Annotated in this window: 24 protein-coding genes; 12 read left to right on the top strand and 12 right to left on the bottom strand. The window is 68.9% G+C overall.

Annotated elements, in window-relative coordinates; genetic code table 11:
* Positions 1-32 precede the first annotated feature (32 nt).
* From A5760_RS14095 to A5760_RS14065, 7 genes are all read left to right on the top strand, one after another.
* Positions 33-596 (top strand): TIGR00730 family Rossman fold protein, encoded by a 564-nt coding sequence (locus tag A5760_RS14095; protein WP_064881733.1) that lies wholly within the window; start codon positions 33-35, stop codon positions 594-596.
* A gap of 74 nt (positions 597-670) precedes the next feature.
* Entirely contained in the window at positions 671-2,449 is a 1,779-nt protein-coding gene (gene fadD6 / locus A5760_RS14090) for a long-chain-acyl-CoA synthetase FadD6 (protein ID WP_064881731.1), read from the top strand.
* Positions 2,450-2,615: 166 nt separating this feature from the next.
* Complete coding sequence (folP, locus tag A5760_RS14085; RefSeq protein ID WP_064881729.1) at positions 2,616-3,482, top strand: dihydropteroate synthase; 867 nt, start codon at positions 2,616-2,618, stop codon at positions 3,480-3,482.
* Positions 3,479-4,495 (top strand): glucosyl-3-phosphoglycerate synthase, encoded by a 1,017-nt coding sequence (locus A5760_RS14080; RefSeq protein WP_064881726.1) that lies wholly within the window; start codon positions 3,479-3,481, stop codon positions 4,493-4,495. Before folP ends, A5760_RS14080 begins: the two co-directional genes overlap by 4 nt.
* Positions 4,496-4,554: 59 nt before the next feature.
* Complete coding sequence (locus tag A5760_RS14075; protein ID WP_064881724.1) at positions 4,555-4,914, top strand: DivIVA domain-containing protein; 360 nt, start codon at positions 4,555-4,557, stop codon at positions 4,912-4,914.
* Positions 4,911-5,492 (top strand): DNA-3-methyladenine glycosylase I, encoded by a 582-nt coding sequence (locus A5760_RS14070; RefSeq protein ID WP_064881722.1) that lies wholly within the window; start codon positions 4,911-4,913, stop codon positions 5,490-5,492. Before A5760_RS14075 ends, A5760_RS14070 begins: the two co-directional genes overlap by 4 nt.
* 166 nt (positions 5,493-5,658) lie before the next feature.
* Positions 5,659-5,832, top strand: coding sequence for a DUF3117 domain-containing protein (locus A5760_RS14065; protein WP_003878471.1), 174 nt, complete (start codon positions 5,659-5,661; stop codon positions 5,830-5,832).
* 29 nt (positions 5,833-5,861) lie between these two features.
* Here A5760_RS14065 and glgA read toward each other — a convergent pair whose 3' ends face one another.
* The gene (gene glgA, locus A5760_RS14060; protein ID WP_064881720.1) at positions 5,862-7,025 is read right to left on the bottom strand and encodes a glycogen synthase; all 1,164 of its coding nucleotides are present in this window, start codon (positions 7,023-7,025) and stop codon (positions 5,862-5,864) included.
* Positions 7,026-7,197: 172 nt separating this feature from the next.
* Between glgA and glgC the strand changes: the two genes are divergently transcribed.
* Positions 7,198-8,412 (top strand): glucose-1-phosphate adenylyltransferase, encoded by a 1,215-nt coding sequence (gene glgC / locus A5760_RS14055; RefSeq protein WP_064881718.1) that lies wholly within the window; start codon positions 7,198-7,200, stop codon positions 8,410-8,412.
* Here glgC and A5760_RS14050 read toward each other — a convergent pair.
* The 6 genes from A5760_RS14050 to A5760_RS14025 form a co-directional block, all read right to left on the bottom strand.
* Positions 8,409-10,100 (bottom strand): CocE/NonD family hydrolase, encoded by a 1,692-nt coding sequence (locus A5760_RS14050; RefSeq protein WP_064881716.1) that lies wholly within the window; start codon positions 10,098-10,100, stop codon positions 8,409-8,411. The genes glgC and A5760_RS14050 overlap by 4 nt on opposite strands.
* 29 nt (positions 10,101-10,129) lie before the next feature.
* A complete protein-coding gene (locus tag A5760_RS14045) occupies positions 10,130-10,804 on the bottom strand; it encodes a methyltransferase family protein (protein WP_064881714.1) in 675 nt (224 codons plus the stop codon).
* Positions 10,805-10,811: 7 nt separating this feature from the next.
* Complete coding sequence (locus A5760_RS14040) at positions 10,812-12,455, bottom strand: ABC transporter permease (protein ID WP_155764336.1); 1,644 nt, start codon at positions 12,453-12,455, stop codon at positions 10,812-10,814.
* Positions 12,452-13,405, bottom strand: coding sequence for an ABC transporter ATP-binding protein (locus tag A5760_RS14035; protein WP_064881709.1), 954 nt, complete (start codon positions 13,403-13,405; stop codon positions 12,452-12,454). Before A5760_RS14035 ends, A5760_RS14040 begins: the two co-directional genes overlap by 4 nt.
* Positions 13,395-14,033, bottom strand: coding sequence for a TetR/AcrR family transcriptional regulator (locus tag A5760_RS14030; RefSeq protein WP_064881707.1), 639 nt, complete (start codon positions 14,031-14,033; stop codon positions 13,395-13,397). Before A5760_RS14030 ends, A5760_RS14035 begins: the two co-directional genes overlap by 11 nt.
* A gap of 129 nt (positions 14,034-14,162) precedes the next feature.
* A complete protein-coding gene (locus A5760_RS14025) occupies positions 14,163-14,831 on the bottom strand; it encodes an O-methyltransferase (RefSeq protein WP_064881975.1) in 669 nt (222 codons plus the stop codon).
* A gap of 201 nt (positions 14,832-15,032) precedes the next feature.
* On the opposite strand from A5760_RS14025, the gene sigE reads away from it, so the two are divergent.
* The 4 genes from sigE to tatB all read left to right on the top strand — a co-directional run bounded on the left by sigE (position 15,033) and on the right by tatB (position 18,381).
* A complete protein-coding gene (sigE, locus tag A5760_RS14020; RefSeq protein WP_064881705.1) occupies positions 15,033-15,788 on the top strand; it encodes an RNA polymerase sigma factor SigE in 756 nt (251 codons plus the stop codon).
* A gap of 129 nt (positions 15,789-15,917) precedes the next feature.
* Positions 15,918-16,313 carry an anti-sigma E factor RseA gene (gene rseA / locus A5760_RS14015; protein ID WP_196772089.1) on the top strand — a complete coding sequence of 132 codons (396 nt, stop codon included), beginning with the start codon at positions 15,918-15,920 and terminating at the stop codon, positions 16,311-16,313.
* A gap of 146 nt (positions 16,314-16,459) precedes the next feature.
* The gene (locus tag A5760_RS14010; protein WP_064881701.1) at positions 16,460-17,971 is read left to right on the top strand and encodes a S1C family serine protease; all 1,512 of its coding nucleotides are present in this window, start codon (positions 16,460-16,462) and stop codon (positions 17,969-17,971) included.
* Entirely contained in the window at positions 17,971-18,381 is a 411-nt protein-coding gene (gene tatB, locus A5760_RS14005) for a Sec-independent protein translocase protein TatB (RefSeq protein WP_064881699.1), read from the top strand. Before A5760_RS14010 ends, tatB begins: the two co-directional genes overlap by 1 nt.
* 33 nt (positions 18,382-18,414) lie before the next feature.
* Here tatB and A5760_RS14000 read toward each other — a convergent pair whose 3' ends face one another.
* From A5760_RS14000 to A5760_RS13980, 5 genes are all read right to left on the bottom strand, one after another.
* Complete coding sequence (locus tag A5760_RS14000) at positions 18,415-19,572, bottom strand: Mrp/NBP35 family ATP-binding protein (protein WP_155764335.1); 1,158 nt, start codon at positions 19,570-19,572, stop codon at positions 18,415-18,417.
* A 90-nt stretch (positions 19,573-19,662) separates the two neighbouring features.
* Complete coding sequence (locus A5760_RS13995; RefSeq protein WP_196772088.1) at positions 19,663-21,027, bottom strand: lytic transglycosylase domain-containing protein; 1,365 nt, start codon at positions 21,025-21,027, stop codon at positions 19,663-19,665.
* Positions 21,028-21,134: 107 nt separating this feature from the next.
* A complete protein-coding gene (locus A5760_RS13990; protein WP_064881694.1) occupies positions 21,135-21,677 on the bottom strand; it encodes a DUF1003 domain-containing protein in 543 nt (180 codons plus the stop codon).
* Positions 21,674-22,981 (bottom strand): magnesium transporter MgtE N-terminal domain-containing protein, encoded by a 1,308-nt coding sequence (locus A5760_RS13985; protein ID WP_064881692.1) that lies wholly within the window; start codon positions 22,979-22,981, stop codon positions 21,674-21,676. The genes A5760_RS13990 and A5760_RS13985 overlap by 4 nt, the downstream gene beginning before the upstream one ends.
* Before the next feature lie 128 nt (positions 22,982-23,109).
* On the bottom strand, positions 23,110-23,471 hold a 362-nt coding region (locus tag A5760_RS13980), incomplete at its 5' end, for a DUF4190 domain-containing protein (protein ID WP_155764334.1).

Genomic DNA, 23,471 nt, shown 5'->3' with positions numbered 1-23,471 from the left:
GGCCGTATGCCGTTGGTCTACCTTTGGCGGATATGCCCGGCCAACGCGGTTCATCAGGCGAGTGGTCGGTGTGTGTGTTTTGCGCATCCGGGCCGCAGCATCCCGAATTGCTCGGCGTCGCTGCGGAACTCGGCGAGGCGATCGCCGAGCGCGGCTGGACACTGGTGTGGGGTGGGGGCCGGGTGTCGGCGATGGGCGCGGTGGCGAGCGCGGCTCGCGCCCGCGGCGGCCGGACCGTCGGCGTCATCCCCAAGATCCTGATGCGCCGCGAGGTTGCCGACGCGGACGCCGACGAGCTGATCGTCAGCGACACCATGCACGAGCGCAAGCAGCTCATGGAAGACCGCGCCGACGCGTTCGTCGTGCTGCCGGGTGGCCTCGGCACCCTCGACGAGTTGCTTGACGCATGGACGACGGCCTTCCTCGGTCTGCACGACAAACCCATCGTGTTGCTGGATCCCTTCGGTCACTACGAAGGGCTGTGGATCTGGTTGTGCGGACTGCTGGACAGCGGTTACATCTCCCAGGTGGCGATGGACCGGTTGGTGCTGGTCGACAAGGTGAGTGCGGCGCTGGAAGCGTGCGCACCCGGCTGAGGTCGCCGACGGGTTTGCCACTCCTACTAGGCTGTCCGCCGAGCTTGACTTTGGAAACGAATCGAGGGGATTACGTGTCCGATCGTGACGGGGGAGCGCGCACGGCGGTCAAACTGACCGACATCGCATTTCGGGCGCCGGCCGTGCTGGCCGACCTGCCGGTGATCGTGCGCGGCGCGATGACCGGGTTGCTGGCCCAGCCGGGCTCCAAGAAATCGATCGGCACGGTGTTCCAGGAGCGGGCCGCCCGCTACGGCGACCGGATCTTCCTGCGCATGGGCGATCAGCAACTGACCTACCGCGACGCCAACGCGGCCGCCAACAGGTACGCCGCCGTGCTGGCCGCGCGCGGCGTCGGCCAGGGCGACGTCGTCGCCATCATGCTGCGCAACTCGCCCAACACCGTGCTGGCCATGCTGGCCGCGGTCAAATGCGGCGCGGTCGCCGGCATGCTCAACTACCACCAGCGCGGCGAGGTGCTCGCGCACAGCCTCGGCCTGCTGGATGCCAAGGTGCTCATCGCCGAGGCCGATCTGGTCAGCGCCGTGGCCGAGTGCGGCGGCTCGGGCAGCACGCAGACGCTGACCGTCGAGGACCTGGAGCGGTTCGCGGTGAGTGCGCCGGCCACCAACCCCGCCTCGGCGTCGGCCGTGCACGCCAGGGACACCGCGTTCTACATCTTCACCTCGGGCACAACGGGATTCCCGAAGGCGAGCGTCATGACGCACCTGCGGTGGCTCAAGGCGCTCGCGGCGTTCGGCGGGATCGGGTTGCGGCTCAAGAGCTCCGACACGCTGTACTGCTGCCTGCCGCTGTACCACAACAACGCGCTGACGGTGGCGCTGTCGTCGGTGATCAACTCGGGGGCGACGCTGGCGCTGGGCAAGTCGTTCTCGGCGTCGAAGTTCTGGGACGAGGTGATCGCCAACGATGCGACCGCGTTCATCTACATCGGCGAGGTGTGCCGGTACCTGCTCAACCAGCCGGCCAAGCCGACCGACCGCGCACACAAGGTGCGGTTGATCGCCGGAAACGGGCTGCGCCCGGAGATCTGGGACGAGTTCACCAAGCGATTCGGCATCGCCCGCGTCTGCGAGTTCTATGCCTCCAGCGAAGGCAACGCGGCGTTCATCAACATCTTCAACGTGCCCCGCTCCACCGGCGTCTTCCCGATGCCGCTGGCCTACGTCGAGTACGACCCCGACACCGGCGCTCCGCTGCGGGACGACAACGGGCGGGTCCGCCGCGTGCCGGCCGGCGAGCCCGGGTTGTTGCTCAGCCCGGTCAACCGGCTGCAGCCGTTCGACGGCTACACCGACAAGGAGTCGAGCGAAAAGAAGTTGGTGCGCAACGCCTTTCGTGAGGGCGACTGCTGGTTCAACACCGGTGACGTGATGAGCCCGCAGGGCATGGGGCACGCCGCGTTCGTCGACCGGCTCGGCGACACCTTCCGGTGGAAGGGCGAGAATGTGGCCACCACGCAGGTCGAGGCGGCGCTGGCGTCCGACGACTCCGTCGAGGACTGCACGGTATTCGGGGTCGAGGTGCCGCGCACCGGCGGCCGCGCCGGGATGGCCGCGGTCAAGCTGCGCGGCGGCGCCGAGTTCGACGGGCAGTCGCTGGCCCGCTCCGTGTACGACCAGCTGCCCGTCTACGCGCTGCCGCTGTTCGTGCGGGTGGTGGACTCCATCGAGCAGACCACGACGTTCAAGAGCCGCAAGGTGGAGCTGCGCGATCAGGCCTACGGCTCGGACGTGGAGGACCCGCTGTACGTTCTGGCCGGGCGCGACGAGGGCTACGTGCCCTACTACGACGAGTACCCCGACGAGGTGGCCGAGGGCAAGCGCCCTTAAGCCGCGGCCACCCGCGGCCCGTCCCGGCCGCCACGCGGTGACCGCGGCCGCCGACTCCGGTCCCCGGGCCGCGCGCGCGGCGGAGACCGGGCACCATGTACGTGTGCACTTGACACCGCCGGCCTCCGCCGGCCAATCGACACCGCCGGCCTCCGCCGGCCAATCGATGCTGTGCGGCCGCCCGGTCGCGGGTGATCGTGCGCTGATCATGGCGATCATCAACCGCACCCCGGACTCGTTCTATGACAAGGGTGCGACCTTCAGCGACGAGGCCGCCAGGGCGGCCGTGCACCAGGCCGTCGCCGACGGCGCCGACGTCATCGACGTCGGCGGCGTCAAGGCCGGCCCCGGTCAACAGGTCGACGCCGACACCGAGATCGCCCGGCTGGTGCCGTTCATCGAATGGCTCCGTGACGCCTATCCGGACCAGCTGATCAGCGCCGATACCTGGCGCTCGGAGGTGGCCAAGGTGGCCTGCGCGGCCGGCGCGGACCTGATCAACGACACCTGGGGCGGCATCGACCCGGCGCTACCGGAGGTGGCCGCCGAATTCGGGGCGGGCCTGGTGTGTTCGCACACCGGCAACGCGCTGCCGCGCACGCGCCCCTTCCGGGTGAACTACGGAACCACCACCCGCGGCGTGGTCGACGACGTCATCGCCCAGGTCACCACCGCCGCCGAGCGGGCGGTGGCGTGCGGGGTGGCCCGCGACCGGGTACTGATCGATCCCACCCACGACTTCGGCAAGAACACCTTCCACGGGCTGCTGTTGTTGCGCCACGTGGGCGATCTTGTTAACACCGGGTGGCCCGTGCTCATGGCTTTGAGTAACAAGGACTTCGTCGGGGAGACTCTGGGTGTGGAATTGACCGAGCGGCTCGAGGGAACGCTGGCCGCCACCGCCCTGGCCGCCGCCGCGGGCGCGCGGATGTTCCGCGTGCACCAGGTCGCGGCCACCCGCCGGGTGCTGGAAATGGTGGCCTCGATCCAGGGCACCCGCCCGCCGGCGCGCACGGTGAGGGGGCTGGCATGACCGCATCGGATCTGTTCGCCGGTGATCTCGCCAAGGACAGGGTGCTTGCCGCCCGGCCCGGCGACGTGTGGCTGGCCGACGACAGGCGGAACCGGCCGGGCTGGACCATCGCCGAGCTCGAAGCCGCGAAGGCCGGGCGGACCATCTCGGTGGTGTTGCCGGCCCTCAACGAGGAAGAAACCATCGAGTCGGTGATCGAAAGCATCTCGCCGCTGGTCGATGGGCTGGTCGACGAGCTCATCGTGCTGGATTCGGGCTCCACCGACGACACCGAGATCCGGGCCGTCGCCGCGGGCGCCCGCGTCGTCAGTCGCGAGCAGGCCCTGCCCGAGGTGCCGATACGCCCCGGAAAGGGCGAGGCGTTGTGGCGCTCGCTGGCGGCCACCAGCGGCGACATCGTGGTGTTCGTCGACTCCGACCTGATCAACCCGCACCCGATGTTCGTGCCATGGCTGGTCGGCCCGCTGCTCACCGGCGACGGCATTCACCTGGTCAAAAGCTTCTACCGGCGGCCGCTGCGGGGCAGCGAGCTCAGCGACGTCGGCGACGTCGGCTGCGATGTCAGTGCCACCGGCGGTGGACGGGTCACCGAGCTGGTGGCCCGGCCGTTGCTTGCGGCGCTGCGTCCGGAGCTGGGCTGCGTGGTGCAGCCACTGGGCGGCGAGTACGCGGCCAGCAGGGAACTGCTGACGTCGGTGCCGTTCGCGCCGGGCTACGGCGTGGAGATCGGCCTGCTGGTCGACACGTTCGACCGGCTGGGCCTGGACGCGATCGCCCAGGTCAACCTGGGGGTGCGCGCGCACCGCAACCGGCCACTGGCCGAGCTGGGCGTGATGAGCCGGCAGATCATCGCGACCCTGCTGTCGCGCTGCGGCATCCCGGATTCCGGGGTCGGGCTGACTCAGTTCGTCGCCGACGGCCCCGAGGGCTCGGACTTTCAGGGCTACACCCAGCGCACCTCGCCGGTGTCGCTGGCGGACCGGCCGCCGATGCAGGTGCTCAGGCCCCGGTAGGTCCCGGCGCGGTCACGCTGGACGTCGCCGTGTCGGTGGGATAGGGCAGTATCGATCACGTGGCGTTGGTGTTGCTGTACCTGGTTGTCCTGGTGCTGGTGGCGATCGTCCTGTTCGGCGCGGCCAGCCTGTTGTTCGGTCGCGGCGAGCAGCTGCCGCCCCTGCCCCGGGGGACGACGGCCACGGTACTGCCCGCGTTCGGGGTGACCGGCTCCGACGTCGACGCCGTCAAGTTCACCCAGGTCCTGCGCGGTTACAAGACCAGTGAGGTGGACTGGGTGCTGGATCGGCTGGCGCGCGAGCTCGAGGCGCTGCGCGGCCAGCTGGCCGCCGTGCACGCCTCGCCGGCCGCCGGGCAGGAGGCCGAGGGCGAACCCGGGGAACCGGACGACGGTGAGGATCGTCAGGACTCAGTGTGAGTGAAGACGAGCTGGTTCGCTGCAGCTGGGCGACGGTGCGACCCGGACCGGATTTCGAGCTCTATCGCGACTACCACGACCGCGAATGGGGCCAGCCGGTGCGCGACGGAGTGGCGTTGTTCGAGCGGATGAGCCTGGAGGCCTTTCAAAGTGGCCTGTCATGGCTGATCATCCTGCGGAAACGAGAGAATTTCCGGCGCGCGTTCGCCCGGTTCGACATCGCCGAGGTCGCCGAGTACACCGACGCCGACGTGCAGCGGCTGATGGCGGATCAGGGAATCGTGCGCAACCGCGCCAAGATTGAGTCGACGATCGCCAACGCCCGGGCCGCCGCTGAACTGGGAACTCCGGCGGATCTGGCGGACCTGCTGTGGTCATTTGCGCCGTCGCCGCGGTCCCGGCCGACCGACGCGTCCCAAATCCCCTCGGCCACTGACGAATCGAAGGCCATGGCCCGTGAACTCAAGCGGCGCGGCTTCCGCTTCGTCGGCCCGACCACCGCCTATGCGCTGATGCAGGCGACCGGCATGGTCGACGACCATATTCGCGGTTGCTGGGTGCCCGCCACCGCCCGCTGAGCACACAGTTGTGGGTCTTTGTACAAGTGGTGACCTGGATAGGGAACAATGGAGGGGTGATAAGGCAGTTCGATGCCGGGTATGGCTTGAATTTCGCTGGCGGGGCATGCTCGGCGCCGACCAGGTCCGCACGGGCGGGCCAGCTCGAACCTGGAGGGAGCACTCGATGGCGGCGATGAAGCCCCGGACCGGAGACGGTCCTCTGGAAGCAACAAAGGAGGGGCGCGGCATCGTTATGCGGGTACCACTTGAGGGAGGCGGTCGACTGGTCGTCGAGCTGACGCCCGACGAAGCGGCTGCCCTCGGTGACGAACTCAAGGGCGTCACGAGCTCCAGCTAGGGCTTGCCGCCGAACGGATGTCGGCGGCGCTACGCACACACCTTCCGATAGATCTCCAGGGTCTGCTCGGCGACGTGGGCCCAGGAGAATTCTCCGACGCAGCGCTGGCGCCCCGCCTTGCCGCAGCGCTGCGCTTTGTCGCGGTCGGCGATCAGCTCGTTGACCGCTTCGGCCAATCCGCTCTGATAGCCCTGCGCGTCGTCCGGGTCGTAATGCACCAGCGTCCCGGTAATCCCGTCGGCGACCACCTCCGGGATGCCGCCGACATCGGAGGCAACCACCGCCGTCGAGCAGGCCATCGCCTCCAAATTCACGATGCCCAACGGCTCGTACACCGATGGGCATACGAAAACCGATGCCGCCGAAAGGATTTCGCGTAGCTCCCCGATGGGCAGCATCTCCCGGATCCAGAACACCCCGGTGCGGCTGCGCGACAGCGCGGCCACGGCGTCGCGGATCTCCTCGGCGATCTCCGGGGTGTCGGGGGCGCCGGCGCACAACACCACCTGCGCCTCCGGGCTGAACCGGTGGGCGGCGGCCACCAGGTGCGTCAGCCCCTTCTGCCGCGTGATCCGGCCCACGAACGCCACAATGGGCCGGGACGGATCGACGCCGAGTTCGGTCAGTATCGATCCGCTTTGCACCGGCCCCGCCGGGTACCAGACCTCGGTGTCGACACCGTTGCGGATGACGTGCACGGCGCTGGGATCCAGTGTGGGATAGACACGCAGAACGTCCTCACGCATCGCGGAGCTGACCGCGATGACGGCGTCCGCGGCCAGCACCGCGGTCTGCTCGACCCAGCTCGAGATCCGGTAGCCCCCACCGAGTTGCTCGGCCTTCCACGGGCGCAGCGGCTCGAGCGAATGCGCGGTCAAGACATGCGGGACGCCGTAGAGAAGTGCGGCCAGATGCCCGGCCATGCCGGTGTACCAGGTGTGTGAATGCACCACGCTGGCCTCCGACGCCGCGTTGGCCATCATCAGGTCGGCCGACAGGGTCGACATCGCCGCGTTGGCGCCCTGCAGCCGCGGGTCGGGCTGGTGCACGTGGGCGCCCGGGCGCGGTGCGCCCATGCAATGCACGTCGACCGCGCACAGTCGGCGCAGCTGGGCGACCAGCTCGGTGACGTGTACTCCCGCCCCGCCGTAGACCTCTGGTGGGTACTCCCGCGTCATCATCGCCACCCGCATACCCCGAACGGTAGTTCGGCGATGGGGCCCGCCGCGAGTCGGGTTCCGCCACACCGCCGGCGCGATCTTCGCGACGTGCGCGGCCAAATACCTTGACAGACAGCCCCACAGAAACCTCGCCAATCACCCTTCCCCCTGGCAGCCCTTCGCAACGGCCGATAGGTTTGACAGCATGAGGGAAGCGCCACACGTGCTGGGCATCGTCCTGGCCGGCGGTGAGGGCAAGCGGCTGTATCCGCTGACCGCGGACCGCGCCAAGCCCGCGGTTCCCTTCGGGGGCGCCTACCGACTGATCGACTTCGTCCTGTCCAACCTGGTCAATGCGCGGTATCTGCGCATCTGCGTTCTCACCCAGTACAAGTCGCATTCACTGGACCGTCACATTTCGCAGAACTGGCGGTTGTCCGGCCTGGCCGGTGAGTACATCACCCCGGTGCCCGCCCAGCAGCGCCTCGGGCCCCGCTGGTACACCGGCTCGGCCGACGCGATCTACCAGTCGCTCAACCTGATCTATGACGAAGACCCCGACTACATCGTGGTTTTCGGTGCCGACCACGTGTACCGGATGGACCCCGAGCAGATGGTCCGGTTCCACATCGACAGCGGCGCGGGCGCGACGGTGGCCGGCATCCGGGTACCCCGCCGCGAAGCCACCGCGTTCGGCTGCATCGACTCCGACGAGTCGGGCCGCATCCACGATTTCGTGGAGAAGCCACTGGATCCCCCTGGCACCCCGGACGACCCCGAGCAGACGTTCGTGTCGATGGGCAACTACATCTTCACCACCAAGGTGCTCATCGACGCGATCCGCGCGGACGCCGACGACGACCATTCCGATCACGACATGGGGGGCGACATCATCCCGCGACTGGTCGACGACGGGATGGCCGCGGTGTACGACTTCAGCGACAACGAGGTGCCCGGCGCCACCGATCGTGATCGCGCCTACTGGCGGGACGTCGGAACGCTGGACGCGTTCTACGACGCCCACATGGACCTGGTGTCGGTGCATCCGGTGTTCAACCTGTACAACAAGCGCTGGCCGATCCGCGGCGAGTCGGAGAATCTGGCGCCGGCCAAGTTCGTCAACGGCGGTTCCGCGCAGGAGTCGGTGGTGGGCGCGGGCAGCATCATCTCGGCGGCCTCGGTGCGCAACTCGGTGCTCTCGTCCAACGTGGTGGTCGACGACGGCGCGATCGTGGAGGGCAGCGTGATCATGCCCGGCGCGCGCGTCGGCCGCGGCGCGGTGGTACGCCACGCGATCCTGGACAAGAACGTCGTCGTCGGGCCGGGCGAGATGGTGGGCGTGGATCTGGAAAAGGACCGCGAGCGCTTCGCGATCAGCGCCGGCGGTGTCGTCGCCGTGGGCAAGGGCGTCTGGATTTAGCCCGGAATCTCCGGAATCAGCAGGTGCGCGTCGCGCTGCGGACCCCAGTGCAACGTGACGCGGCCACGCGGCGAGCCCTGGTACCACGCCGGAAACTGGCCGGTGAGTGGGTTTCTCGGGGACAACCAACGCGCGGCGATCACCAGCCGCAACTGCTCGCCGGCGCGGAACAGCGTCGCGGACGGGCCCAGCTCCACCTCGACAGCGGCCAACTCGCCGGCCGACAGCGGGCGTGGATCGACGCCGGTGATGACGGGTTCGGCCGGCCGGGACAGCTCGGGGTCCAGGGCGCGCAGAGCAACTCGCTGCCACCCGCTGGTCACCCGATCGCGGCCGTAGCCGTAGGACCCCTCGAAGCCGACGAACCGCCCGCCGCGCCACTTCTCCACGCCGACGAACAGGTTCGCGTCGTCGCAGCCGCTCAGCTCGACCCACAGCCGGGCCGCCATCGGGCCGGTCAGCTCGACATCCTCGGCAACGGTCCAGGCGAAAGATGCTGCACCGGAACGCGTTCCGAACGCGATGTGGCCGGGCGCCGCGGGCTGTTCGGCCGCCAGCGTGCCGGCATCGCCCAGATACAGTGGGCGCCAACGCGTGCGGGCCAGCGGCCATTCGGCCTCTTCGCGCACCGCCGTGACGGTATCGCGGTCCTCACGCACTTCCAGGCGCACACTGCGCGAGGCCGTTGCACCGTCCAGCACATCGCGAAAGAACTTCAGCTGCTCGGCGCGCGCCGCGTCGGAGTAGAAGGTCGTCCATTTGCCGCCGCGGTGGGTGTAGAGCCGCGCGTGGTCGGAGCCGCCGTGCACGAACGCCCGCATCGAACCGCGGCTGTGCAGGTTGTTGTCCGAGAAGCTGCCGCAGACCAGCATGGGGACCTTGATCGCCGACAGGTCGGGCGCCAGCGAGCGCCAGAATTCGTCGCGCTGCGGGTGGTCTTCCTGCATCCGCGCCAGGTCGTAGCTCTGCCGGGTGTCGCGACTGAGGTTGCGCGACCACAACCGGCTGAAGCCGATCTCGTGAACGCCACCGGGAAACATCAGGTCGCGGTAGGCGTCGGTGAACCCTTCCCACGGGCAGATCGCCCGCAACGCCGGCGGCGCCAGGGCGGCCACGGCGTACTGGCTGATCGCCAGGTAGGACACCCCGAGCATGACCACGTTCCCGTCGCTCCACGGTTGTCCGGCGATCCACTGCACCAGGTCGTAGGTGTCCTCGGCTTCCCGGCGGGACAGCAGGTTCCCGGTGCCGTCCGAATGGCCGCAGCCGCGCGAGTCGGCGTTCACCACGACGAAGCCCTGCGCGGTCCACCATGCCGGATCCGGTGCCTCCCAGCCGGTCAGGGTGGAAAAGGCCACCGGCTGCGGCTGGCGTATCACGCGGTACTGCACCGAGAACGTCGTCTTGGTGCCGCGCCGGGTCGGCAGGTTGTCCTTGCCGTACGGGTGAATGCTCAGGATGACCGGCCGGGGCGCTTCGGCCCCGACATCTTCGCGAAAGACGTTGATCCGCAAGGTCGTTCCGTCCCGCGTGGTGACGGCCACGTCACGTTCGACCCGCAGATCGGCGGGCGGATCGGTGACGGTGACGGGCGGCTTGGCGACGCCGCGAATCCTGGTCAACGCATACCGCAGAGCGCCGGGGCGCCGCCATGGGCGGTCCAGTGCCGGTGGCCGATTGCGCAGCACGCCAATACCCTAAGCGGCGGGTCCGGTGGCTACCAGACGTAAGGCACCAGCCGGTAGCGCACGCGCTCGGCGTATTCGCGGTATCCGGGCAATTCCCGGAGAAGCAACTTCTCCTCATCGAGGATGCGCAGCGTCAGCCCCACGGTGCCCGGGATGATGAAGAGCAATCCCCAGTACGAGCCGAGCGCCAGGGGGATACCGATCATCATGATCACATTGCCGACGTACATCGGATGGCGCACGAACTTGTAGAGGCCGCTGGACACGACGGTCTGGCCGCTCTCCACCGTGACCGTGGCGCCGGCATAGCTGTTCTGGACGATCACCAGCATGGCGATGCCGAGGCCCGTGGCCACCAGCACGTCGCCGAGCACCGACAGCCACGGCGGCACCGACGACCAGCCGAACCGATGATCGAGCGCGCTGAACACCATCGTCGCGAACAGGCCCAGGAACGACCCGGCGATGATGAACTTCTGGGCCTTCCGGGGCTCCGCCCGCGGGCCGGCGCGCATGCGGCGCTGCAGGGCCGCGGGATTGGCGTGGGCCAGGTAGACGGTCGGGACGATGGTCGCCACCGTAAACACGGCGATGAAGACCCACGCCTGCCAGTAGTGCAGGGTGCCGGCCGGCAGGAGGAGGATCAAAATCCAGGAGAGAATGCCCCATAGGGATGTCGCCGTTACTCTGATCCCGGTTTTCATCACCCTCCTAGCAGCGGAGATCGCGGCGCCGAAACGCTATGGCACCCAGAACCACCAACCCTACGTCCATGGCCAGTAGCCATAACAGTGGTGCGACGGTGAAATCTGTGCCGATCCGCGGAATGTGCGCGAAGGGTTCCAGGTCGAGCAACCACTGCGAAAAACCGGCCAACGACCCGACCAGGTACAGGGCGACGAAGCCGATCAGCACGCCCCAGGCCACCGGCGTGAGGCGCGGCGCGAAACCGAACACGCAGAGCGTCACGGCCGACAACAGCCACACGGCGGGCAGTTGGACGGCCGCGCTGGCAACGACCATCGGCAGCTTGGCGCCGACATCGCCGGCCGCGACGCCGTACACGACACCCGCCGTCAGGCCGCTGGCCAGCATCGCCGCCGCGGATCCGGCGAGTGCGGTCACCAAATGACTTGTCAGCCAGCGGGTTCGCGACACCGCGCCGGCCAGCACCGTTTCGGCTCGCTGGCTCGACTCTTCCTGGTGGAGTCGCAACGTGAGCGAGACGGCGAACGCGGCGGCCACCATGCCCATCATGGAAAACGCGACGGCGATGAACGCCTCCTCGAGGGCACTGGTGCCGCCCATCCGTGCGACGATGTCGCGCGCCACGCCGCTGTCGCCCAGCTCGTCGCCGATGCCGTGCACCACGCTGCCGATCAGCAGGCCATACAGGCACAACCCCACCGTCCACAGCAGCAGCGCGGCGCGGTCCAGCCGCCACGTCAGCCCGAACGCGTTGCCCAGTGCCGGCGCGGCGCTGGCGGGGCCGGGCCGCTCGGCGATCAGCCCGGCGCCGACGTCGCGGCCGGCGAGCAACCGATACGCCAGCACGGTCAACACGGCCGTCGTCACCAGGTGCAGCACCAGTACCCACCACCGGTCGCCCGCATACGGTTTGACCTGCAGCGACCACCCCAGCGGCGAGAGCCACGACAGGGTGCCGTCACCGGCGTCGCCGACGGCGCGCAGGGTGAACGCGGCACCCAGGACGGCGAACGCGGCACCGCGGGCGAACCTGGCGCTCGGCGACAGCTGCGCGGTCACCGCGGCGACGGCGGTGAACACCAGGCCGGAGCAGGCCAGCGCCGCCCCGAAGGCCAGCGACCCGCCGGCCGGGACGTCGGTGCTCAACAGGCCGGCCGCACCGATGGCGCCGGTGGCGATCGATGCTGCGAACGACAGCAGCAGCGCCGCGCTCAAGCTGGCGTAGCGGCCGATCGCGGTCGAGTCCACCAACTCGGTCCGCCCGTTCTCCTCGTCGGCGCGGGTATGCCGGATCACCGTGAGGATGACGGCCACCGCGATCAGCACGTGGAACATGCCGGCTTTCCAAATGCCCACGGCGCCAAGGCTGTCGTTGTACACCTGACCGTAGAGGGCGCGCTGGGCCGGGCTGGCCATGATGGAGGCCGCGAACCCGGCGCGGGCGGGCGCGGTGGGGTAGACCTTTTCGATGCTGCCGACGTACACCGTGGCCAACGGCACCGACAGCAGCAGCACCCACATCGGCATCGAAACGCGGTCGCGGCGCAGGTAGAGCCGCAGCATCGCGAGCGTTCCGGAGAAGCTCGAACTCCTAAGCGGCGCAGGCGATGCCGACGCGAAGGGTCGGTCCAGCGTGGTCGTGCTCATGACAGCGAGACCTTTGCTTCGTCGCGTCCGTGCCGACCGTCGCCGCCCGACGTGTCGTAATGGCGCAGGAAAAGCTCTTCCAGGGTCGGCGGCTGGCTGACCAGGGTGCGCACCCCGGCATCGCCGAGGACGCGGATGAGCTCGCCCAGGCTCTCGCTGTCGACCTGGGCGCGCAGCGTGTTGCCCTCGACGGTGACGTCCTCGACACCCTTGATGCGCCTGAGATCACCTGGATCACCGGTCATTTCGGCCTTGATCGAGGTGCGGCTCAGGTGCCGCATGGAGTTCAGCGACCCACTCTCGATGGTCTTGCCGGCGCGGATGATCGTCACCCGTTCGCACAACGCTTCCGTTTCGGCCAGGATGTGGCTGGACAACAACACCGTCGTGCCCCGGTCGCGGGCCTGCGCCACACACTGTTGAAACACGTTCTCCATCAACGGGTCCAGGCCGCTGCTCGGCTCGTCCAGGAGCAGCAGCCTGGCGTGCGACGAGAACGCCGAGATCAGCGAAACCTTCTGGCGGTTGCCCTTGGAATACGTGCGCGCCTTCTTGTGCGGGTCCAGGTCGAAGCGCTCGATCAGCTCGGCGCGGCGCTTCTTATCGATGCCGCCCCGCATGCGGGCCAGCAAGTCGATGGTCTCACCGCCGGTCAGCGACGGCCACAGCGTCACGTCGCCTGGCACGTAAGCGATTTGGCGATGCAGGGCGACGGCCTGGGTCCAGGGGTCGCCGCCGAGCAGCCGCACGCTGCCGCCGTCGGCCTTGACCAGGCCCAGCAGGATGCGGATGGTCGTCGACTTCCCGGCGCCGTTGGGCCCGAGGAACCCGTGGACTTCGCCTTCCCGCACCGTCAGGTCCAGGCCGTCCAGCGCCCGCACCACACCGAAATTCTTGGTGAGCCCTCGGATCTCGATGGGTGCGACACCGGTAGCGTTTTCAGTTGGCATCAGATTCTCCTTGATCTTCAGCGGCCAGGAATGCGTCGTACATGGTCCGGTCGGTCAGCAGTCCCTCGGTGTAGACCTCGAGCGCGGGCAACACCATGTCGCGCGAGTAGTCGCGCAGCACCGTCCGCAGATCCGTTGGTGTTTCGTGCATTTGGATGTAGAGCAGGAAGCCGCCGCCGCCGGTGATGGCCAGATACCTGGCCCTGGCCTTGGGGTCGCGGCTGGGCTTGATCGTCCCGGCGCGCACGCCCTCTTCCATGTATTCCTCGGCGTTGTCGATCATCCTGCGCCACAGCATGTTTGCCAGGTCGCCGCCGGCCTGCATGCTGCGCACCAGGTAGGCCATCAGCGGCGCGTACTCCTCGATCTCGGCCATCTGGGCGAACCACGTGGCCGGGTCGTTGGACTGCAGTGCCTCCGACTTGGTGCCGCGGATCGTCTCGGCGATGTAGTCCTCGCACGCCTTGCGCAGGCCGTCCTTGGAGCCGAAGTGGTGGATGACCAGTGCGGCGCTGACGCCGGCCGCTTCGGCGATGGTGCGAAGCCCGACGCCGAACCCGTGCTCGCCGAATTGTTCGATGGCCGCGTCCCGGATCCGGGCGGCTGCGGTCAAGTCGGCTGAACGCATGTTCAGTACGCTAAACGGACGTTCAGTGCGGAGTCAAGGAGGCGCGCGTCAAGAATCCATAAAGATGTAGCCGACCCCGAAACGGCGTGGTCAACGCCAAAGCGGCGGGATGGGAGAAAGACGGGCGAATCAGTCGCGGACGGCGGCCAGGATGCCGTCGCCGAGCGGCACCAGCGCCGGGGTGAGGCGCTCGTCCTCGGCGATCAGGCGCGCCGCCTCCCGGACCGCGACCACCTCGGCGTCACGGGCAGCCGGGTCACCGGCCCGTCCGCCCAGCGCGGCGCGATGCACCACGATCACGCCGCCGGGGCGCAGCAGCCGCACGCCCTCGACGACGTAGTCCGGCTGATCGACCGGGTCGGCGTCGATGAATACCAGGTCGTAGGACTCGTCGGCGAGCCGGGTGAGCACCTCTTGGGCGCGGCCACCGATCAGTCGGGTGCGCGACGGGCCGATGCCGGCCTCGGTGAACGCCTGCTTGGCCAGCCGCAGATATTCGGGCTCGATGTCGATCGTCGTCAAGACGCCGTCGTCGCTCATGCCGGACAACAGCCACAGCCCACTGACGCCCGCGCCGGTGCCCACTTCGGCGATGGCCTTGCCGCCACTCAGCTTGGTCAGCAGGCTCAGCAACGCGCCGACCGCCGGTGTCACCGCGCCGGCGCCGATGTCCACGGCCCGCTCGCGCGCGGCCGCCAACAGCGCGTCTTCCGATATCGAGCTTTCGGCGTGCGCGAAGAGCGATTCGGCCCGGCTGGGCGCTGCCTGGCCGGGGGCTTCTGCGTCAGTGCCGTCCATGCCCGCAGCGTATTCCACTTCGGCGCGCAGTCCGACAGGCGCGCCTGAATCGGATCGGGGTGACACGCCCAACGGTCCAACTGCGTTTAATGTCACTGCGCGATGGATATCTCCTGCACAGCGCAGGTAACGATACGGTTTCTCAGGGTCAGCTCAGATTGTTCATATACCGCACATACTCCGGTACGCGACGGTAGCCGTATGGATCGCGGAGGGCGTTGGACCGGGAATACCGAATGGGAACTACCTGTTGCCGCCAGTGACGAAGTGCCGTTGTTGGGCACGCCGGATTCGGAGGATTTGATCATCACCACGCTTCTCAGCCCGTCCAGCATGTCTCATGCGCAGGAGCTCCCCGCCGGCGAGTGGGTGGAGCCGTCCGACGCGCTGCACGGGACCGCGGTGTTCGACGCGACTGGCGACAAGGCGGCCATGCCGTCCTGGGACGAGTTGGTGCGTCAGCACGCCGACCGGGTGTACCGGCTGGCCTACCGGCTTTCCGGCAATCAGCACGACGCCGAGGACCTCACCCAGGAGACCTTCATCCGGGTCTTCCGGTCGGTGCAGAACTACCAGCCGGGGACGTTCGAAGGGTGGTTGCACCGCATCACCACGAACCTGTTCCTTGACATGGTGCGCCGGCGCTCGCGCATCCGGATGGAGGCGCTGCCCGAGGATTACGAGCGGGTGCCCGCCGACGAGCCGAACCCCGAGCAGATCTACCACGATTCGCGGCTGGGCCCCGACCTGCAGGCCGCGCTCGATTCGCTGCCGCCGGAATTCCGTGCCGCCGTCGTGCTGTGCGACATCGAAGGCCTGTCCTACGAGGAGATCGGTGCCACGCTGGGTGTCAAATTGGGCACCGTGCGCAGCCGCATCCACCGCGGCCGCCAAGCCTTGCGGGACTACCTGGCGGCGCACCCCGATCACGACGCCGTGCGCGCCAAGTCGGCGTAATCACTGATCGCCCGCCTAACGTTCGGGCAGCTATTCAGCGGCTTTGCGGCCTTAGCCTCGGTATCGCGCGCCCTCTCGCGCTACATTCGAATAAGGCGGCAATAAGAAATGAATGGCGAGGAGTTGGTGATGCCCGATCGTGGACATGTGTTCCGCCGCGCGTTCTCCTGGCTCCCCGCTCAGTTCGCCTCCCAGAGCGACGCACCCGTCGGCGCACCGCGCCAGTTCGGATCCACCGAGCACCTGTCGGTCGAAGCGATCGCGGCGTTCGTCGACGGCGAGCTCCGGATGAACGCGCACCTGCGGGCCGCGCATCATCTGTCGTTGTGCGCACAGTGTGCCCGCGAGGTCGAGGACCAGAGCCGGGCGCGCGCGGCGCTGCGCGATTCGCGCCCGATCCGCATCCCCAGCACGCTGCTCGGCATGCTCGCCGACATTCCCTACGAGTCGCCCGACGACTCCTCCGCGCGGCCATCCGACCGCTTCGTCGACCGTGACGGACGTGAGCGGCGCAAGCGCCGGTAGCGTCCAGCCTCACCCCACACGCGCGTTCATGCCGACCGACGGCGCGCCATGGATACTAGGGTGGACACGGACAACGCCGGTGCCGCGTATTTCGCCCGGTAAAGGCCTGTCTCGAGCGCTCAAGTAGAGGATCCAAAAGGGATAACGTGACCTCCGACCAAGGCTACGACCAAGCAAAAGACAGCGGCAACCGCTTAGCGCCGCGCCCCATCTCGCGTCCGCCGGTCGACCCCGCTTCGACTCGGGAGTTCGGTCGTCCCGACGGGTTGCGCGGGTCGTTCGTGGCCGAGCGGGTCCGTCCGCAGAAGTACCGGGACCAGGCCGAATTCCGGCCGAGCAACCGGCCTGCCGATCCCGTGCTGCAGGAGGCTTTCCACCGGCCCGACGGCAGTCCCGAATCGCTGCAGCGCCACCCGGTGGACGCCAACGCGTTGGCCGGCGAGAAAAACGGTGTGGAGCCCGACGGGCACGACGATCCCTGGCGAGACCCGGGGGCCGCGGCGGCGTTGGGCACGCCGGCGGTGGCGCCGTCGCGATCCGGGACCGCGCTGGGATACGGCGGCAAACTGGGCGTGCGCGACGTGTTGTTCGGCGGCAAGGTGTCCTACCTCGCGCTGCTGATCCTGCTGCTGATCGCCTTGGTCATCGGCCTGCTCGGCGGTGTGATCGGTCGAAAGACGGCCGAGGTCGCCGAGGCGTTCACCACCTCGAAGGTGACGCTGTCGACCAACGGCAACGGCGAAGGCCCGGCCGGCCGCTTCGCCAAGGTGGCGGCCGCGACCGCGGGTGCGGTGGTGACCATCGAGTCCAAGAGCGACCAGGAAGGCATGCAGGGCTCCGGCGTCGTCATCGACGGCCGCGGCTACATCGTCACCAACAACCACGTCATCTCCGAGGCGGCGAACAACCCCAGCCAGTTCAAGACGACGGTGGTGTTCAACGACGGCAAAGAGGTGCCGGCGAACCTGGTGGGCCGCGACCCCAAGACCGACCTGGCCGTGCTGAAGGTCGACAACGTCGACAACCTGTCGGTGGCGCGCCTCGGCGACTCCGACAAGGTGCGGGTGGGCGACGAGGTCTTGGCCGCGGGTGCGCCGCTGGGCCTGCGCAGCACCGTGACGCACGGCATCATCAGTGCGCTGCACCGGCCGGTGCCGCTGTCGGGGGAGGGCTCGGACACCGACACGGTGATCGACGCGCTGCAGACCGACGCCTCGATCAACCACGGCAACTCCGGTGGCCCGCTGATCAGCATGGATTCTCAGGTGATCGGCATCGACACCGCGGGTAAGTCGTTGTCGGACAGCGCAAGTGGGCTGGGCTTCGCGATTCCGATCAACGAGGCCAAAGAGGTCGCGCAGACCCTGATCAGAGACGGGAAGATCGTGCATCCGACGCTGGGGGTCAGCACCCGGTCGGTGAGCAATGCGATCGCATCCGGCGCCCAGGTGGCCAACGTGAAGGCAGGCAGCCCCGCGCAGAAGGGCGGGGTCCTGGAGAACGACGTCGTCGTCAAGGTCGGCAACCGCAAGGTCGCCGACGCCGACGAGTTCGTCGTCGCAGTGCGGCAGTTGACCATCGGCCAGGATTCGCCGATCGAGGTCGTCCGCGACGGCCGGCACGTCACGCTGACCGTCAAACCAGACCCCGACAGCTGATGTTCGGCAGCCTGAGCTGGGAGCACATGCTCGTCCTCGTCGTGGTCGGGCTCGTGGTCCTTGGGCCCGAGCGGCTGCCGGGTGCCATCCGGTGGGCGTCCAACGCCTTGCGCCAGGCGCGTGACTACCTCAGCGGTGTGACCAGCCAGCTGCGCGAGGACCTGGGGCCCGAGTTCGACGATCTGCGCGTCCCGCTCAGCGAACTGCAGAAGCTGCGTGGCATGACACCGCGCGCGGCGCTGACCAAGCATCTGCTGGACGGCGACGACTCCTTCCTTACCGGAGCCTTCGAGAAACCGGCGAATGGCGCCCCGCCGCAGACCCCGCACCCGCCCGCCGCGAACGGCCAGGCGCTGGCGGCCGAACAGCAGACCGGCGGTCACACGCCGTTCGACACCGACGCGACCTGAGCGCCATCAGCGGACGGTAGGGCCGCGCGTGCGTCAGCGCCGGGTCGGATCGAGCCCCAGCGATACGCCGGCGAGCCCGCGCTTGCGCGACGACAAGCTGTCGGCCACCCCGCGCAGCGCCTTGCCCACCGGCGAATCGGGCGCGCTCAGCACCAGCGGGGTGCCGGAATCGCCCGCGGCCACCAGCTCGGGATCCAGCGGGATCTGCCCCAGCAGCGGCACGTCGGCGCCGACCGCCCGGGAGAGCCGCTCGGCCACCTGCTGACCACCGCCCTCACCGAACACCTGCAGGGTGGAGCCGTCGGGCAGGGTGAGCCCGGACATGTTCTCCACGACGCCGACGAGGCGCTGGCGGGTCTGCAGCGCGATGCTGCCCGCCCGCTCGGCGACCTCGGCCGCGGCCAGCTGCGGCGTCGTCACCACCAGGATCTCCGCGTTCGGAATCAGCTGCGCCACCGAGATGGCGATGTCGCCGGTCCCCGGCGGCAGGTCGAGCAGCAGCACGTCCAGATCGCCCCAGTAGACGTCGGCCAGGAACTGCTGCAGCGCGCGGTGCAGCATCGGCCCGCGCCACACCACCGGGGTGTTGCCCTGGGTGAACTGGGCGATGGAGATGACCCGGACCTCGTGCGCGATGGGCGGCAGGATCATCGACTCGACCTGGGTAGGCCGGTCGGTGGTGCCCATCATCCGGGGGATGGAATGGCCGTGGATATCGGCGTCCAGCACACCGACCGACAGGCCGCGGGCCGCCATCGCCGCCGCCAGGTTGACCGTGACGGTGGACTTGCCGACCCCGCCCTTGCCGGACGCGACGGCGTAGACGCGGGTCAGCGAATTCGGTTGTGCGAACGGGATAACGGGCTCGCGGGCGTCGCCGCGCAACTGCTTGCGTAGCTCGGTGCGCTGCTCGTCGTTCATCACGTCCAGGGTGACCTTGACCGCGCCGGTGCCCGGGACGTCGGCGACCGCCTGGCTGACGCGGTCGCTGATCTCGGTTTTCTTCGGGCAGCTGGCGGTGGTCAGGTAGATCGCGACGTGCACCGCGCCGTCGGGCTCGGTGTCGACGCTCTTGACCATCCCGAGTTCGGTGATCGGACGCCGGAGTTCGGGGTCGATCACCTTGCCCAGGGCGGTGCGGATAGCCGCGCTCAGGTCGGCTGCGGAATCAGAAGAGTCATGGCGGGACATCACCGCCGAGTGTAGGCGTGCGCGACGACGCCGTTTTGCGGTGACCCGCTGCGCCCGGCTTCGCCGCGCTTGCGATCGCCGCGGGGCCGGTCAGTTGGCCGGACCGGGTCCCGCCGGCTTCGGCTTGGGTGCGCCGGGCGCCGCGCCCGACGGGCCGGCGGGCTTGGGCGCCGAAGGCGCCGACTGCGATGGTCCGGCGGCCGGAGGTGGCGGGACCGCGGCCGGGGGCGCCGGCGGGGGGCCGGCGTCCGGGGGCTGCGCGCCGAACGGCGGCGGCGCCGGGGGCGCGAACGGTGCCGGGGGCGCGAACGGTGCCGGCGGCGCGAACGGCGGCGGCGGACCCGCGGGCGGGGTGCCCTGCGAGCTGATGCAGATCACCGTGCAACCGGGAACCTGGGCCGGCGCCTGCTGGGGCGTGGGCGTCATCCACGGGAACATCGGCGGGGGGCTGACGAGCGCCGGGCTGCTCAAGTCGATCAGCGGAATGCGCGCCAGCGGGTCGTCCAACGGCAGGCCGTTGATGTTCATCGGCAGGTTGGGGCCGAGCCCTTCGGGGTGCTCGAGGTGCGCGTCGCCAAGCGGCGGCGGCGGTCCGGTCATCGGCGGCAGGTCGACCGGCACCACACCGGTGGCGTAGGCCGCCGCCCAGCCCAGCACGTTCTGCGCGTAGGGCATCGAGTTGTTGTAGCGCAGGATCGCGCTCAAGACCTGCGACTGATCACGCAGGTTGAGCCCGCCGCTGCACAGGTAGCGGGCGGCGGCCAGGGTGGCGTCGAAGATGTTCTGCGGATCCGCCACGCCGTCACCCTTGCCGTCGGAGGCGTAGCGCGCCCAGGTCCCCGGCAGGAACTGCATCGGTCCCATCGCGCGGGCGTAGGTGACGCGGTTGCCGGCGCTGCTCTGGATGATCGTTTCGTTGCCGGGCAGCGTGCCGTCCAGCGACGGTCCGTATATCGGGCTGATCGCGGTGCCGCGGGCGTCGACCGCACCGCCGCCCGCGTGGCCCGATTCGATGCGTCCGATGCCGGCCAGCAGGTTCCAGCTGACTCCACAGCCCGGGGCGGCGACGGCCATCTTCTGCTCCGCGCTGCGGTATGCGGCCAGCGCGATGCTCGGAATGCCCAGTGCGCCGGGCGCATTGACGATCATCGCCGGCGGCGGAGCCGACAACGCGGGCTCGGCGACGTGAAAGACGGTCGGGCCGCGGTCGACCGCGACCACGGCGGGCCCGGTGAGGTCGGGGAAGGTCGGCGAGACGGCGGCCACCGGGGTGACGGCGGCATGCCGCGGCGGCATTCGCACCGGAAGCGTAGGGGCCGCCGCGCTGACCGCCCCCGCGAAGACCAGTGGAGTAATCATTGCTACGCCGAAAATCGGCTTGCGCGTGTTCCGAAGTGCTCGCTGCCGCTCAGTCGCGGCCGCGGGGCTCTCACCCCGGCTTCCCCCTATGCGCACTCGACCGTCCTAGATATGTGAGCTGGGTTCACTTTCTGTTAGCTCGGTGAACCAGATCACCATACATAACTCTTGTGACACGAGTGGCGCAATGGTCTAAACGGTTCTCACCTGGATTTCTTAGCCGTTCGCTCCAGGCCGTCGCCGCCCTGAATCGGGTCGACGTCTCCGGTCTCGGGCGGCAGATTGGTCAGCAGTTCGCGCAGGTCATCGAGCTCGTGACGCAGATATTCGCGTGTGACACCCTCGCCGACCGCCAGCCGCAACGCGGCCAGTTCGCGCGCCAGGTATTCGGTGTCGGCTTTGGTTTCGGCGGCGCGACGACGGTCTTGCTCCAGCGCGACTCGGTCGCGGTTTTCCTGACGGTTCTGCGCCAACAGGATCAATGGGGCGGCGTACGCGGCCTGAGTCGAGAAGGCGAGGTTCAGCAGGATGAACGGATACGGGTCGAAGCGCGCCGCGACCGCGATGAGGTTGAACGCGATCCACACCACCACCACGACCGACTGGATCAGCAGATAGCGGCCGGTGCCGAAGAAGCGCGCGATCGACTCGGTGATCTGCCCGACGGCCTCGGGGTCCAGCCGCGGTGAGTACCTGCGCGAGGTCCGCGGGGTGTACAGGCCCCGCGGGGCCGAGGATTTGCTCACTCGGTTCCTCCCAGTCCGTTGGTCCGGCCGGCGGGGTCGAACTCCTGCATGTCCACCCGCCAGTCGTGCGGCAGCAAGTGATCGAGCAGGTCGTCCACCGTTACCGCGCCGAGCAGATGATTCTGGTCGTCGACCACCGGCCCGCACACCAGGTTGTACGCGGCCAGGTAGCGGGTCACCGCACCGAGCGGAGTCTCCGGCGTCAAGGTCAAAAGGTCGCTGTCGACAATGCCACCGACCAGAGCCCCCGGCGGCTCACGCAGCAGTCGTTGCAGGGGAACGCAGCCCAGGTAGTGGCCGGTGGGGGTGGCCGTCGGCGGGCGCGCGACGAACACCATGGACGACAGCGCGGTGGTGACTTCTGGGTCGCGAACCCGGGCCAGCGCCTCGGCGACCGATGTGTCGGGAGTCAGCACCACGGGGTCCGAGGTCATCAGGCCGCCGGCGGTGTCGGGGGAATGGGCGAGGAGCCGGCGCACCGGCTCGGATTCATCGGGATCCATCCGGGTCAGCAGCATCTCGGCGTCGGTCGGATTCAGCACCCCGAGCAGGTCGGCCGCGTCGTCGGGATCCATCTCCTCGAGCACGTCGGCGGAGCGTTCGGTGCCCAGCTGCGACAGCACGTCGGCCTGATCCAATTCGGGCAGCTCCTGCAACACGTCGGCCAGTCGGTCGTCGTCGAGCGCCTTGAGTACCTCGTAGCGCCGCTTGACCGGAAGCCCGCGGATGGCATCCGCCACGTCGACCGCCCTGCGTCCCTCGAACTGGTCCAGCAGTTGGCTCACTCCCTGGCCTGGCAACGCCAGCGCCGACGGGGTCAGGCCCTGCACGTTCTGCCAGTCGACGACGTGGACGGGGCCGCGTCGTCCCAGCCGCCTCGGCACGCGGACGGCGACCCTGGCGACCATCCAGTCCCGAGTCCGGGTCTGTTCGATCCCCAGGTCCGTGATGACCACGTCGAGGCCGGCCAGTTCCGGCAGATCGGGGTCCTTCACCTTGACTTGCGTGTCCAGCACCTGGCCCATCGCCAGCACTTCGCCGGGCCGCTGCACGAAATGACGCAGGGACACGCTGCCGGTGCTCAGCGTCACGGCGTTGGGCTCGATGGAGGCGACGCGCAGCATCGGGATGAAGATGCTGCGCCGCGTCGCCAGGTCGACGACCAGCCCGAGCACGCGCGGTTGCTGGCGCACGATGCTGATGCTGATCACGGCATCGCGCACTCGCCCCACGGATTCGCCGAGCGGACCCAACACCAACATCCGCGACAGCCGCGCGATGTACACCCTGTTGACCGATCCCATGGATGTAGAGCCTAGGCAGCCGCCGGCCCGATGGCTGACAGCCCGGGCCCGGCGTCGCCGTGCCTGATGCGTGGCGACCCGCTGCACCCGGCTGCGCCGCACTTGCGATCGCCCCGGGTTGGGCTGCGCTAAAGCGCGTGCAGCCTGAAGATCACGATCACCAAAATGACCACCAGAGTGGCGATTCCGACGACGATGCCGGCCACCGCCAAGCCGAAGCCGTCCTGGCGAGTCCGCTTGATCTGATCCAGGGCGATCGCGCCCAGCACTATGGCCACGATCGAGCCGATGCCGCAGAGCAGGCCGGTCAAGGCCGCGACGAGTGAGGCGATCGCCAGACCGTTCGTCCCGGCCCGGTGGGGTCCCGCGGGTCCGTAGCCGCTCTGGTAATCCGGCGTCGGGTAGTAACCGCCCGGATAGGCGGGGGGCCCGTAGGTGGGCGGACCGCCGTAGGGCGGGGCCGGCTGCGGATAGGCCGGGCCGCCATAGC

The sequence above is a fragment of the Mycobacterium colombiense genome (genome assembly GCF_001665835.1).
GTDB classification, from domain to species: domain Bacteria; phylum Actinomycetota; class Actinomycetes; order Mycobacteriales; family Mycobacteriaceae; genus Mycobacterium; species Mycobacterium colombiense_A.
Note: the sequence above shows the minus strand (reverse complement) of the source record. Positions and strands in the feature narration are given on the sequence as shown.